14 protein-coding genes and 1 pseudogene are annotated in these 12,855 nt (G+C 69.0%); 9 read left to right on the top strand and 6 right to left on the bottom strand.

Features of this window, described 5'->3' with window-relative positions; all coding sequences use genetic code 11:
* Window positions 1-132 precede the first annotated feature (132 nt).
* Together OHA84_RS01555 and OHA84_RS01550 are read right to left on the bottom strand one after the other, a co-directional pair.
* Window positions 133-774, bottom strand: a complete 642-nt coding sequence (locus OHA84_RS01555; protein WP_266976830.1) for a TetR/AcrR family transcriptional regulator — start codon at window positions 772-774, stop codon at window positions 133-135.
* 148 nt (window positions 775-922) lie between these two features.
* A complete protein-coding gene (locus tag OHA84_RS01550) occupies window positions 923-1,096 on the bottom strand; it encodes a hypothetical protein (RefSeq protein WP_266976832.1) in 174 nt (57 codons plus the stop codon).
* A gap of 230 nt (window positions 1,097-1,326) precedes the next feature.
* Between OHA84_RS01550 and OHA84_RS01545 the strand changes: the two genes are divergently transcribed.
* Window positions 1,327-1,767 carry a hypothetical protein gene (locus OHA84_RS01545; protein ID WP_266976834.1) on the top strand — a complete coding sequence of 147 codons (441 nt, stop codon included), beginning with the start codon at window positions 1,327-1,329 and terminating at the stop codon, window positions 1,765-1,767.
* A 740-nt stretch (window positions 1,768-2,507) separates the two neighbouring features.
* The gene (locus tag OHA84_RS01540; protein WP_266976836.1) at window positions 2,508-2,921 is read left to right on the top strand and encodes a hypothetical protein; all 414 of its coding nucleotides are present in this window, start codon (window positions 2,508-2,510) and stop codon (window positions 2,919-2,921) included.
* A gap of 288 nt (window positions 2,922-3,209) precedes the next feature.
* Here OHA84_RS01540 and OHA84_RS01535 read toward each other — a convergent pair whose 3' ends face one another.
* Window positions 3,210-4,313 carry an IS701 family transposase gene (locus OHA84_RS01535; RefSeq protein ID WP_266976850.1) on the bottom strand — a complete coding sequence of 368 codons (1,104 nt, stop codon included), beginning with the start codon at window positions 4,311-4,313 and terminating at the stop codon, window positions 3,210-3,212.
* 151 nt (window positions 4,314-4,464) lie between these two features.
* On the opposite strand from OHA84_RS01535, the gene OHA84_RS01530 reads away from it, so the two are divergent.
* Together OHA84_RS01530 and OHA84_RS01525 are read left to right on the top strand one after the other, a co-directional pair.
* Complete coding sequence (locus tag OHA84_RS01530) at window positions 4,465-4,884, top strand: hypothetical protein (protein WP_266976838.1); 420 nt, start codon at window positions 4,465-4,467, stop codon at window positions 4,882-4,884.
* A gap of 122 nt (window positions 4,885-5,006) precedes the next feature.
* Window positions 5,007-5,282 (top strand): hypothetical protein, encoded by a 276-nt coding sequence (locus OHA84_RS01525; protein ID WP_266976840.1) that lies wholly within the window; start codon window positions 5,007-5,009, stop codon window positions 5,280-5,282.
* Between the two features lie 513 nt (window positions 5,283-5,795).
* On the opposite strand, the gene OHA84_RS01520 is transcribed toward OHA84_RS01525, so the two are convergent.
* Entirely contained in the window at window positions 5,796-6,437 is a 642-nt protein-coding gene (locus tag OHA84_RS01520) for a hypothetical protein (RefSeq protein WP_266976842.1), read from the bottom strand.
* A 125-nt stretch (window positions 6,438-6,562) separates the two neighbouring features.
* Here OHA84_RS01520 and OHA84_RS01515 point away from each other — a divergent pair, with 125 nt between their 5' ends.
* Window positions 6,563-6,952 (top strand): hypothetical protein, encoded by a 390-nt coding sequence (locus tag OHA84_RS01515; protein ID WP_266976844.1) that lies wholly within the window; start codon window positions 6,563-6,565, stop codon window positions 6,950-6,952.
* Between the two features lie 131 nt (window positions 6,953-7,083).
* Here the strand turns inward: OHA84_RS01515 and OHA84_RS01510 are convergent, their stop codons facing one another.
* On the bottom strand, window positions 7,084-7,680 hold the full coding sequence (locus OHA84_RS01510; RefSeq protein ID WP_266976846.1) for a hypothetical protein: 597 nt from the start codon (window positions 7,678-7,680) through the stop codon (window positions 7,084-7,086).
* Window positions 7,681-8,485: 805 nt separating this feature from the next.
* On the opposite strand from OHA84_RS01510, the gene OHA84_RS01505 reads away from it, so the two are divergent.
* Window positions 8,486-9,688 (top strand): calcium-binding protein, encoded by a 1,203-nt coding sequence (locus tag OHA84_RS01505; RefSeq protein WP_371591293.1) that lies wholly within the window; start codon window positions 8,486-8,488, stop codon window positions 9,686-9,688.
* 119 nt (window positions 9,689-9,807) lie between these two features.
* The gene (locus OHA84_RS01500; RefSeq protein WP_323182110.1) at window positions 9,808-10,176 is read left to right on the top strand and encodes a recombinase family protein; all 369 of its coding nucleotides are present in this window, start codon (window positions 9,808-9,810) and stop codon (window positions 10,174-10,176) included.
* 565 nt (window positions 10,177-10,741) lie between these two features.
* Here OHA84_RS01500 and OHA84_RS01495 read toward each other — a convergent pair.
* Entirely contained in the window at window positions 10,742-11,116 is a 375-nt protein-coding gene (locus OHA84_RS01495) for a hypothetical protein (protein WP_266977251.1), read from the bottom strand.
* Window positions 11,117-11,877: 761 nt separating this feature from the next.
* Here OHA84_RS01495 and OHA84_RS01490 point away from each other — a divergent pair.
* Window positions 11,878-12,087: a hypothetical protein gene (locus tag OHA84_RS01490; protein WP_266977250.1), complete on the top strand. Its 210-nt coding sequence runs from the start codon at window positions 11,878-11,880 to the stop codon at window positions 12,085-12,087.
* Window positions 12,084-12,762: pseudogene (locus tag OHA84_RS01485) on the top strand (restriction endonuclease). Before OHA84_RS01490 ends, OHA84_RS01485 begins: the two are co-directional and overlap by 4 nt.
* The last annotated feature ends 93 nt before the right edge of the window (window positions 12,763-12,855 follow it).

The following is a 12,855-nucleotide window of genomic DNA, read 5'->3' as shown; positions in this document are numbered from 1 at the left end:
GGCCGGGGGCCAACCGCATCCCACCTGTGGCGGGCCCTGGCGGCTGCATGGGACGGTGCAGGCCCTGCCGACGTCTGGCGGCACGGTTTCGGTCCCGGAATCAGAATCACTCTTCGATTGGGTGCGCCGTGGTCAGCCGATTGCCAGCAAGTCCAGCTCGGCCTTGTAGAGCAGGGCGGGATCAATGTCCATACCGGCGAAATGACCGCTGAGCTCCAGGGACAGGACCCCGTGCAGCCTCGTCCAGAAGGCAATGGCCCGCTGCTGAGCAGACCCGGGCTGCAAGCCCTCCCCGGGATTCGCGGGGGGTGTGCACGCAGGCCCGGAGCGGTCCTTCCGGGCCTGCGCATCACACGCGCCAAGGATGCAGCTCATGATGTCCGACATCGTGGATGTGACATCGGCAGGACCGTGATAGCCCGGCACTGGCGGCCCGTAGACGAGGAAGTAGCGCTGTGGATCGGCGAGTGCCCACGCGCGCAAGGCGCGGGCCAGGCTGCGGAGGTCGCCCTCACCGCCGTCGGCCACGGTTCGGAAAGTATCCGCCAGGCTCTGGTAGGCATCCCGGACCAATTCGGTGAGCAGCGCGTCACGACTCGTGAAATATCGGTAGAGACCGGCACCGCTGAGGCCCATGATCTTCGCGATCTTGTTGAGTGAAAGCGCTGTGGTTCCGGCAGAGGCGATCTGCTCTCGCGCCCGTTCCTTGATCTCGGCACGCACTTGCCGCCGGTACCGTTCGCGGGGGGTGGTCGTAGCAGCTGTTTCAGTCATGACAGCCTCCTCCTCGCGTGTTACACCCTATCGCTCGCGAGGAACCGCTGGCGCTTTCCGGCGGCCTTAACATTGGCGAGAGCCGCCCAGGTTCTCTCCTCTCGGGCGGGCCGAGGTGGCTCAACCGCTGAACCGGCCGCCGGGCCACTCAGAATCTGAGCTGGTCCTTCCCCTTCTCCTTGATTCGTCGGGCCTTCCCTCGTACCTCCAGCGCGGCACCTTTCGCCGCCGTAGTCCTATGGCCGATGGCGAGCGCAACCTTGCGGACCGCGCGGCCCACGATCCGCTCGACAGTCGCCTTCGCTTTCTCTCTGGCGCTCATCTCGCCCCTTCTTTCCTCTCCCATGCCTCCTACCCTGTGAGACCACGAAGACGTCGGACTGGCGCCGTGCAGCGACGTCCGTCGACACTGGAGGGGAAAGCCCGCACACATACACGGAACGACGCAGGCGGAAACCGGTAGCCGCCGAGGGAGAGGTGTCTGCAGTCGCTGCAGCGCGCACCACGCATTTGCCGGGGCGCAAGACGACTTGCAGGGTTGAGGAGAAGGGCATGCCAAAGAGCGCTGACCTGCGGACCAAGGCCACCCTGTACGGTGCGGCCCATTTTCAGGGAGCCGCTGTCGCGGTCACGCCCGACAAGGGAGACGAGGGCGAAACCATGGTCGTCCACTCACTCGCCCACCTCGGGCTCAGCCGGGTGGGCTCCCTCACCGCGCCAGGCGAGCTCGCCGATCCCGACCACCTGTTCAGCCAGCATGCCGGCCGGATCACTCATGTCACCGTCTGGTCATCCAGGCCGGCCACCTGGCACCTCGACCCCGAAGAGCGGGGCAGGACCTGGCAGCAGTATGACGCCGATACGGGTGATCTCGGATCCTGGGCTGATCGATCGAGGTACGTGCGCGTTTGGAGCCAGAAGGACGGCGCCGAAATCAACACAGACCCGCTTGCGCCGGGAGACCCCTCTCTTCTCATCACGGTGGTGGAGTAGAGATCGCTCCGCTGCGGCCGCGTGAGAGGACACCTCTGAATTCACGACCCTGTGTGTTGTCGTGGGATGTTGAATCTCGCTGGCGAGCGCGCGGCCTAACCGGCCAGCACCTCGATGTCACCGCCACGATCCGCTGCCACATGCTGCTCTGCGTAACGCCCCTGCCCGGTCTCCACGGTCGGTATGGGGGAACCGGCGTCGGCGGTCACGATGCCATGCCGATCGGCCCGCCCGGATTTCCCGCATCCGGCTGTCGAACGGGTCTGCCGTCGATCAGGCACTGGAGCACCGAGGCCATCGCGCCGCGCACGGGTGGGGCAGCGGAGAGCCCCGGCGGACCGTGAGGACTGCCGGGGCTGTGTCGGGCCGCTGTACCGCATCTTCGAGGGGTGAGCCTGTCCGAGCGCGGCCCTGCCCTGCGCACCCATGTCGGCGCGGGTGCGGCGAGCCTATCGGGCGGCGAGCCGCCTTCACTTGGTTGCCCGGCCGCGGTGGGTGTGGTGGCCCTTCTGGCGGTCTCTGACGGGCCGTGAAGACCTTCGACGGGCAGGCTGGCCCTCCCGGCAGACACCACCCGTGGGGAGGCCTGGAGTGCCCTTGCAGCCGCCCGTTGAACCGATGTTGGCGCAGGTAGCCGAGGCGATCCCCGGCCCCGGCGTCATGGCGGGCGGGCTCGCCTATGAGTAGAAGATCGACGGCCACCGGCGATCCTGTTCACCCCTACAGGGCCGGGCGGACGGGTGCTGCTCCAGACCCGTCGGGGCGCTCTCGTCCAAGACCGGTTCCCCGACCTGCTTGCGGCGGCGGAGGAGCAGTTGACGGATGGCCTGGTCCTCGACGGCGAACTCCTCGTGTGGGATCCGGAGGCGGGCCGGCTCAGCTTCGAGGCGTTGCAGCGCCGGGCCGCCGCCACCCTCGCGGCCCGGTCGCCAGCCTACTTCGTCGCGTTCGACATTCTCCAGGCCGATGACGTCGAGTTGCTCGAGTTGTCGTACCGGGAGCGTCGCCGGCGCCTGGAAGTCCTCTTCGCGGCCCGGGGGCTGACGGCTCCGTGGACGCTGTGTCCGATGACCACCGATGTGGCCAAGGCCCGGGAGTGGTTGGAGACTGGACCGACGTGTCCGGCGTCGAGGGCTTGGTGGTCAAGGGCATGAGCCAGCGCTGCCGGCCGGGCGCGCGTGCCTGGACCAAGATCCGACGTCGCGACACACCGAGGCGATCATCGGAGCCATCACCGGCACCCTCGTCCGCCCTCAGCTCCTGGTCCTAGTACTGCAATCACAGTTAAGGGGTATGTCCGCGTTGTTTGTAGTGGCTGTCGCGGGCGCGTGTCTGACTGAGTCTTCGCCAGTGTGACCAGTGCAGATGGTGGTGGACGGTGAGGTGGTGGGGATGGAGGAGGTGGCCGATGAGGCGGCGTATCTCCGCTACGGACAGCGGTATCAGGCCACCGCTGTTTCCCCTTTTGAGAGTTCGTGGGCGCGGACGGCGGCGAGTGCAGCGAGGGCGGCCATAGCGAGGGTGATGTGTCGGTACCAGGCGTGGTAGAGGCGGACCTGGTAGTGGTCCAGGCCGCACTCGCCCTTGGCGGTCTGGAAGCATTCTTCGACAGCCCAGCGGGCGCCGGCAACCCTGACCAGGTCTTTCATCCGGGTGCCAGCAGGTCCGTAGCAGACGTAGTAGGCGATGTCGGTCGGGTCTTTGAGGCTGCGACGGGCCAGGACCCAGTGGCCGTGGCCGTTCTCCCACCAGATCCGGATCGGGATTCGCGCCCACTGGTACATGCGCTCGCCGTGGGATCCCTTACCGGCGGACAGGCGCTTCCAGGACTGCGGCGCGAGGCCGGCGACGAGGTCGTCGACACGACGTTCGCCCATGCCGCGGGTGATGACGGTGTCGCTGGTCTTCACACACATCACATGGCTGATGGACCGTTGTTCCATCCAACACCGCAACGATTTCGACTGCCCGTAGGCCTCGTCCGCTGTGACCCACGCGAACGGGACGCCGGCCTCCACCGCACGGACGAGCATCGCCTTGAAGTGTTCGGTCTTCGTCGCGAAGTAAACCTCGTCGGGGATTCCCGCGTCACGGCATCGCTCGCGGTCGTCCGTCCACGAGGCGGGCAGATACAGTTCCCGGTCAATCAGGGCCCGCCCCTTGGGCGAGGCATAGGCCAGGAACGTGCCGACCTGGCAGTTTTCGGTACGTCCGGCGGTGCCGGAATACTGCCGCTGGACGCCTGCCGAGCGCACGCCCTTCTTCAGGAAGCCGGTGTCGTCGCCGATCAGGACCGCACCCTTGTCGCCGATGGTCTCGACGACGTAGTCCCGCACGTCGTCACGGACCGCTTCCGCGTCCCAGTCCGCCTCGCCCAGCAGGCGCTGCATCCCGATCGGTAGCCGGTCACCCGCCCGTTCCGCCAGAGTCCAGCCGTTCTTCCGCTCCAACGGCGCGATCAGACCCCGCATATACGCAAGCGCCCGACCCCGCGGCTCCGACCTCACGAAACGCGATGCGAACCGGGCATGCAGCCCGGCCAGCATCCCGTCCCACTCCTCAACCAACCCCACCCCGAGCTCAGTCACACACCAACTCAACCACACACAAGTGTGATTGCAGTACTAGCCGCCGGCGCTGTCGCGCTATCGCGGGGACAGCACTCTCCCGTTACGGGACTAGCCATAGGCTCCGGTCATGACTACCGACCAGTGGTACGTCCTCATCGAGGAGGACACCCGGACGACGCGCAGTGCCGACGGAGTGCAACTCAAACTGCACCGCTGGACACTGGTGGCCACCCACCCCGTCAACGGCACGGAGGAACAGGCTCGCGCCGTGGCCGAGGACGCGGCCCTGCACCACCTGCCGGGGATCCTGGCCCGTCACGCGAGACCGGGGGACGTCCCGGCGCGTCAGGCCTTCCTCACCTCGGACGGCGCCTGGCTGGTACAACTCAGGCAGCGTCGCCGCGAGTGCCACCTCCGCGTGAGCATCGCCCGTCTGATCCACACCCGAGAAGAGACCCAGGCCCCGCCGAAGACCCTCAAGGAGAAGTTCCGTCACGCTCTCGAAGGCCCCGAACCCGCCGAAGGCTCCTGGACGCCGAGGACCTAGGCCGGCACCACTCTGCGGGCCGCCTCCACGGCATCGGCCGCACCGTCCCCCTGCGCCCGGACTCGGCCCGCCTGGTCGCCGAGCACCTGACACCCGCCGACCCCGGGCATCCGTGGACGGGGGTGCGGTTCGCCTCGACCCGGGGTTCCCGAGACACCCTGGACACGACCCTGGTCCGTCCCGAGCTGATGACGGAGATCAGCGCCGACACCGCCACCGCCATCGACCGAGGCGGCGCCTACCGCCATCCCCTGCGCTTCAAGCGGCTGCGCCTGGACGTCACGACGGCGGACGTCCCCCGGTTCGGGGTCCGTCCGCGCCCAGAACAGGCCGCGGCCGGTGCAGAAGCGGCTGAAGACGTCGTCCGGGCGCGTTCGAGCGGGGCGTACGTCGTGTAGCTCCGCTGGTCCGTGCCGCCGGTGCCCGCGTGCTTGAAGGGCTCGCCCACGACAGGCAGCCCGAACTCGGGATCGTAGAAGGTCCGGCGGCACCGGCAGCCCGATCCGTTGATGGCCGAGGCCCGCCCCCCCGAAGGCGATGGAGGGCGCGACGGTGTGGGGAGTGAACCCACCGAAGCACGGAGGCCCCGGTAGTCGAACCGATCCCGACGCACCTCTCGCCCGAGCAGCTGGAGCGGCTGAGGGAGCTCATCGACGCGGTACGGCCGCGCGCTGTGCTGTTCGAGTCGCCGCCGCCGTCACCGGTCCAGAGCCGCACCCCGCAGGGCCGGCGGCGCTCGGGGCGCACCGCACGCCGGGGCCGCCGGAGGTGAGTGGCCACGGTGGACTCCACCGCGTGCGGGTGGAGCGCACCACGGTGGTGCGGACCGCGTGGGGAGTGGAGTCCACCATGGTGCGCACGGAGTCCGGGTGGAGTCCACTCGGTGGGTGCGCATCCCGCCGGGGCAGGTGCTACTGGTATCCGTCTTCGTCTCCGAGCTCGGCGAGTTCCTGTTCCTCAGCGAGCCGTCGCATGTCCTCCTCGAAAAGGGCTGAGGCGAGCGAGTCGTCTTCGCCGAAGCGGATCAGTTGCTCCGCTGGGCTGTAGAAACGGGGCGTGGCACCGAGGCTGGCGCGACATCCACGGCACTGCCATGGCCTGCGCATAGTGACCCAGTGGGCACGGGTGCACTGAGGGCATTCGATGAGGTAGGCGCCGGGGCCGAAGGCGGACTCCCACCATGCGTGACCGTAACGGGCGCGGTATCCGGGTCGGTTCGGGCTGCGGTGGGAGGGCCAGCCCAGCAGGACCAGTTGGCCGCCGGGCCACTGGCAGGTGCATGTGCTGGCGCAGTGGCAGGCGCGGGCCTTGCCGAGCTCTGCTGCCTTCTCCCGGCGTGGTGTGGTCGGGCCCTTCACCTCCAGCCAGGTGCCTATCTCGGGCAACCAGAAGTCGGGGAGGTACCGGATGCCGGAGGGGAGCGTGATCAGTTCCGGCTCGTACTTCCACACGATGCCGAGGCCGTAGAGGGTGCGGGCCCAGTCGGCTTCGAGGCGGGACCGGACGTGGGTTCCGGAGTAGGCCGTGGGGACCGCGTCAATGGGCTCGGTCATCGTGAGGCTCCTTGTCCTTCGGTGGCCAGAGCAGACAAGGCCCAGATGTGGGCCGGGCGGGATGGTGGCTGCGGGCCCACCGGATTTCCGGGCGGTCAGGCCGTCATGCCAACTAGGATTGGCCCATGACTAGTCGACGTCAGCTGATACTTCGCCTGTCACTGCCCCTGCCCCTGCTGTTGGCGTCCACGCTCTCTCTGGCGGCCTGCAGCTCGACGCCCTCCAAGGCCCCGGTGGCGGCGCGCGAGTTTGCCAAGTCCGCCTGCGTCTCCCTGCAGCAGCTGACCGACCAACTCGCCCGCCCCCGGCCGTCAAATCTGACCGACCCCTACTACCAGACCGCCGAGCAGTACCTGAACACGGCGACCAACCGCGCCGCCGAAGCGGCTCAACAGGACCACGGCTACCAGGAGTTCGCCGACACCCTGCACCGGGCGGCCGAGACCTGGCAGGTCACCTTCACGCTGGACGAGGCCGAGCCGCTGATCCAGCAGGCGCGGAAAGAGAAGTGCTGACGCTCTCGACGTGAACCTGGTCGGGTGCAGATCCTCTGGGTGTGCCTGTTCGTCCTGGCTGACCTGCCGTTGCCCCTTCCAGCCCCTCACGCCGAACCCCTGGTGCTCGGACCACTCCTTCGAGCAGGAGTTCACCAGAGGCTGTGACCAGCGGGAATGTATTCTGAGGTACTCGTCCTTTTTCTTCGAATAGGCCAGCTCGGCTTCGTAGTCCTGCGCGGCCAGGGGCGGTCCACTCCTCGGAGATCAGCGCCTGGAGCCGCTTCGCGACTTCCCCGGTCGCATCGTTGAGCATGCTGGCGAACCTCCCGCAGGGACGCCTTCTCGCTCGCCTGGGCGAGCGGGTCGCTGTACATCCACACGCCGTAGTCGCCGATGTTCTGCAGGTCGCTGACCGCGCGGCTGGCGATCTGGTTGAACGGCTGAGGCTCCAGGCTGTCGTTGTGGTACCGGTGGTACCAGGCGGTGGCCATCGTGCCGTCGGCGGGCCCCAGCTCAAGGCTCGGCGGGTAGGTACGGCTCAGCAGGTACCTGGCGCCCAACTGGTAGCCGCTGTGGTCCACACTGTGGCCGAGGCGCACCCGCAGGCAGCGGCCAGTCTCCTGGTTGACGATGGTGAAGGGTCCACTCGGGAATTTCGACATGATCAAAGTCTGGCGCCGCACCCCGGCCCAGGCGGTGGCCTTGTCCGGGCGGCGCCCGAAAGGCCGCACTTTCATGATCATCAACGTCCAACTACCCCGCCCCTCCAGCAGCACCCGCCGCCGGGGTGTCGGCGGTGGGTCCGGGGGCTGAGCGCTCTCCCCGCGATCCCGCCCAGGACCTTGGCCCGCGGGTCGCCCCACCGGCCACCGCGCCGGGCGTAGACGTCGCGGCGGCGCAAGGAGCGGTGCAGACGAAGGAGTACGCGGCCTTGTCCGCCAGGCTCGGCTCCAGACGTCGCTACTGATCGTTCCGATCCTCCCCGAAGGCCGTGTTCTGCTCGTCGGCTTGTCGTTCCAGGTCATGGCGTCGCCAGCAGAGGTTGCGCAGGCGGCTCGCAGCGGTGAGGGACGGCGCCGGCGTGACGGAGTGCACCGTGTGCGGAGCCCGGTGGATCGCCGGGTTGGACCGGCGATCGAACGCGATGTACTGCTCGGGGCGGTGCAGGTGAGTGCCTGGCGGGCACGCTGGTCGCTGGTGCCGGCAGTTCGGCAGAGGGCCCGACGCGCCATACGAGGCGGGGTGCGCGCCGACTCGGGTACGGGCTGCGGCTGGCCGGTGGATCTCGGCGCGTGTGACGGTGTGTTCCGGGGGCCGGACCGGAGGGGTGTGGCTTGATCGTCGGGCGGTCCCGCGCAGGGGCCGGAGTATCAGCCGACGTCCGTGGCGCGTCCTGGGTGCCGCGGCCCTTGCCGAGGAGCACCGATCGTGACACTGATCTTGCAACATGAGGTATTCCCACGCGGTGCCGGGGATGGGCGGCCGCGGCGCCCGGTCCGGCGTGCTGCTCTCCTGCTCGCCACGGCGGTTCTGCCGGCAGCGCTGCTGGTGGTGCCCACGGCCACGCCCGCCGCGGCGGCGCCCGTGACCGTCACCTTCAACGCAGGCGCCAACCAGCCCTTCACCGTCCCGGCCGGCGTCACTCAGCTGACCGTCACCGCCACCGGCGCCGCAGGCCAGAACGCGCCCAACGGTGGCACAGGCGGGAGCGGTGCAACCGTCACCGGCGCGCTGACCGCCACCCCGGGCACCACCCTGTTCGTGAACGTCAACACCGGAGGCGGACCGGTCACCGGAAACTTCGTGGGCGGCGTCGGCGGCGGTTCCAGCGACGTCCGCACCTGCAGCTCGGCCGCCTCCGGCTGCACCCTGACCGGCAGCCCCGGCATTGACCCCCGCCTCATCGTCGCCGGCGGCGGAGGAGGCGGCGGCTACGGTTCCGCCATCGGCGACTTCCAGGTCCCCGAGGCCACCGGCGGGGACGCCGGCAACACCGGAGGCGACGGCGGCGACAGACCGCAGGGCGGCGGCGGCGGTGGCGGAGGTACCCAGACCACCGGCGGCACCGGCGGAGCCGCTTGCTCGCAGAACCCAACGACCGCCGGCACCGCCGGTACGGCCGGCACCGGCGGCACCGGCGGCACCGGCTTCGGGGGAGGTGGCGGCGGAGGCGGCTGGTTCGGAGGCGGCGGAGGAGGCGGCTGCGGCCAAATCAACAGCGATGGCACGGCAGGTCCTGGTGGTGGCGGTGGCGGGTCGAACCTCGTCCCGTTCGGTGGTACCCCCGGACCCGCCCCCGGGCCGGCCCAGGTCACCATCACCTACGAATTGGCCCCGGCGACCTGCGCGACCGCCACGGCCACCATCACCGGCACCAACCGCAACGACGTCCTGACCGGCACCCCCGGCAACGACGTGATCTTCGCTCTCGCCGGGAACGACGTGGTCGACGGGCGCGGCGGGAACGACCTGATCTGCGGCGCCGACGGCAACGACACCCTCACCGGCGGTGACGGCAACGACCGCGTCGAGGGTGGGAACGGCAACGACTCCCTCACCGGCGGCAACGGCAACGACACCCTTATCGGCGCCGGCGGCAACGACTCCCTGTCCGGCGCCGCCGGCAACGACGCCAACGACGGCGGCCCCGGCAACGACGCTCTCAACGGCGGTACCGGTACCAACACCAACGACGGCGGACCCGGCCACAACAGCTGCACCAACCCCACCACCGGAACCGGCTGCAACACCTGACCAACGATCACTAGAAGCGGGCCCCGGCACGCCCCCCGCCGCAACGGAGACCGAGGCACGGGGCCCGCTTCAACGCCCCGCGACGCAGCTCCCGAACGCCCAGGGAGGCCCTGCCACCTGTGGAAAGAGGTTCAGACGCAGCTTCTCAACTCGCCAAGACCCTCAGCGTGCCGACCCCCGCCGTACGGAAACCGGGGTCGGTGTGGACGGAGCTGCCCCGGCCGGTGAGCGCCGGCGCCGAACCGGTCGGACACGTCCGCCTCGGCTACGCCCGCGCCTCGACCGCCCGGCAGTCCCTCGACGCACAGCTCGACTCCCTTACCGGGGCCGGGGTGACGCGGGTCTTCTCGGAGAAGGTCTCCACTCGCGCCACCCGGCGCCCAAAGGCCACGAGTCCGCCCGGAAGCGCGGCAAGACCATCGGCGGCGCCGGGGTCACTGACGAATCCATGCTGTCCATGGGCCTGCCCCCGCGTGAGCAGGAGATGAGCCTGCGCGACATCGCGACGCGGCTCGTCATCACCACCGGAGCGAAGAAGGGGCAGCATCCCTCCCCGGCGACCGTGATGAGGATCTGCGCGAGCACGACGAACACGCCGCAGCGATCTCGGCACCGCAGTAAGCCCGCCAGTCGTTCAAGATCATCCCGTTGCCCCTTTGACCCGTATCCTGGTCAGCCCCCCTCGGGGGTCAGCGACGCGTACACACAGGGCGGCCACGTTGGCATCGCAGGTCACGACGCCACCGCTCCCAGATCGCCCCCTCGGTGCCGCGGCGCAGACCACGCGAAGCCCGTGCGGGCCGGCGGCCGCCGATAGACCGACGGACGCCGTACGGGTCGGGGCGCGCTGTTCCCCGGCCGGCATCCGGTCATCAATGGGCGGGTGAGGGGGCGTCGAACATGGCTGGGCACATCTCGGGTGGAAGACGAGACGACGGGCCGCGTTCCTGGATGCCAACTCGATGGCGAAGGCAGCGACCTGCCGCGTCCCACAACAGTTGGGCCAGTGACGACCCCTTGGTCGACGATTGAGAGCTGCGCAGGAGACCGGTTCTACGAGATGGACTCAGGGCTCTCGACAGCGATCCTGTCGTCCAGCCAGATCACAGCGGGCGAGTCGCCCTGCGCATCGGAGGGAGTCAGGTTCTGAAGAGCGCTGGAGATCGCCCGACCGACCCGCCGCCCGATGGCCCGATCCAGATCAGTGCTGAGAATCCCTTGCACTTCATGACACCAATCCAGAACCGCCGCGAGGGATGAGCCTCCAAGCGGAACGGTAACGATGCCGTCGGCCGCTGTGGTGATCTCATCACCGTTCTCCGGCGGGCGGAAAGCCTCGGGACGGGAGGATCCGAACTTCCTTTGCTCCTTGTGTACCTGCTCCTGTAGGTAGTCCCACGTGGTGTGGTGGCAGCGAACGCGGGCCACCCCGACCCCAGCCGCCTTAGCCACGTCGTTGACACGGCCCCTCGCCCTGGAGGCCAGGAGACCTCCGCGACCGGTGTGGCAATGGTGGCGTCGTCGTTTCCCAACAGCTTGCCCAGGATGCCCACGGAGTCTCTCCCTACAAGGTGGAACGTTCATCTAGTCACCGTGCATACTCGGACGGTCACCAACCCTGGTCCGACCGTACGCTGAACCCTGGCTCCGGCGAAGGCGATCAGCCCATCCCGTACGCCCGGCAGCATGAGGCATCGCAGGCCGGGTGCCGGCGTCCCGGCGGCTCGGGGGTGATGTTCGTGGCGCCGCAGTTCCAGCACTCTCACCCGTCCGGCAGCTTGCACTTGCCCCCGCGGACGACGTGGCAGGCTCACCGCCTGGCGGCCGACTTCGGCCCGGCCATGGACGCCCGCACCGCCTGGGTGACGACCCACCTGCGACGGCACCCCGACGAGTACGTCTTTTGCCGTATCTCGCGCGCCAGTGGTCATCCCCGGCAGCGCCCTACGTTCCTGGTTCCGTTGGTAGAGGCCACCGGACCGGGCCTTGCCGCACAGCACGGCGTTCCTTCGGTCGCGTCACACCGAAAGCCCGTACCTGCGCCGCAACGCGGTATTCGGCCAGGTACGACGTCTTTGTGCCATTACCGGGCAACCCGCCTCCAACATCATCGACGCCCGGCTACACAGGAGGCTGCGGGTAGCGTGTCGCCTACCCTGCGTGGTGATGGTCGGTGGGAGGTCTGACGGTTGCTGACCATCAACGTGGCGGTGCTGCTCGCAGTCATCGTCCTGATCAGGCTGCGGCGGACCACGCACGCTCGTAGCCGCCTCGACGAGAAGATGACCGTGGTCATCGTTCTGGCGCTGGGGATCCTGCTCGCTCCCACCCCGGTCGGCCAGGGAATCCTGAACGTTCTGGGCCAGCTCGCGAGCAGCGTCACGCAGGGCAGCCGATGAGCCCCAGCACCCGCAAAGGGCGGACGACGACCAGGCGCCCGCCTGCGCGCCGACGTACCCGAAGGCCAAGCAGGCGACGACAGCGCACAGAGGACCGGCTGATCGGGATCCTCATTGCCGCGGCCGTGACCGTCGCCGCGGTGGTGGCCCTCATCAACTGGCTTCTGGCCCACTGGTGGATCCTGGTCGCCATCGGCGTACTCGCGCTCCTGGCCGGCGGCGGCTGGATCTACCAGCAGCAGCAGAAGGCGCAGCGGGAAGCAGTCCGCGCACAGGGCCTGCGATATGGGCTGTCCCAGCTGGACGCCCTGCACCCAGAACGCGGTGCGCGTCGTCGGCGGCGGAGATCTCGGCGCGGACGTGAAGGCCACCGACCCCTGGGGTCGGCGGTGGGTGATCCAGTGCAAACACAGGCGCAACGGCCTCGCCGGGTCCGCCGTGGGCACGCCGGACCTCCAGGTCCTCAACGGCACGGCCCGTCAGGTCCACGGCGCCGACATCGCGGTAATCGTGACCAACGGCCGGGTGACCGCGCCGGCCTTGGCCTTCGCAAAGCAGCAGCGCCTCCACGTGATCGACCGCCACACCCTCGGGGAATGGGCGTCCGGCTCACGTCCCTTGTGGGAGCTACTGCGGTCCGTCCCGCCGCCCCGCAGGCCGACCACCCTGTCCTGAGCATCCAACCGCAGGTCACGAAGCCGTCCTGTCCTGTCGCTTCTACGACGGGCAGGGCCGAACCGAGCCGGCGGAAGGAGCGCCCGCTGGTGA

This window comes from Streptomyces sp. NBC_00513 (assembly GCF_041431415.1).
Taxonomy (GTDB): Bacteria; Actinomycetota; Actinomycetes; order Streptomycetales; family Streptomycetaceae; genus Streptomyces.
The sequence above is the reverse complement of the archived record's forward strand: the minus strand, read 5'-3'. Positions and strand labels throughout refer to the sequence as shown.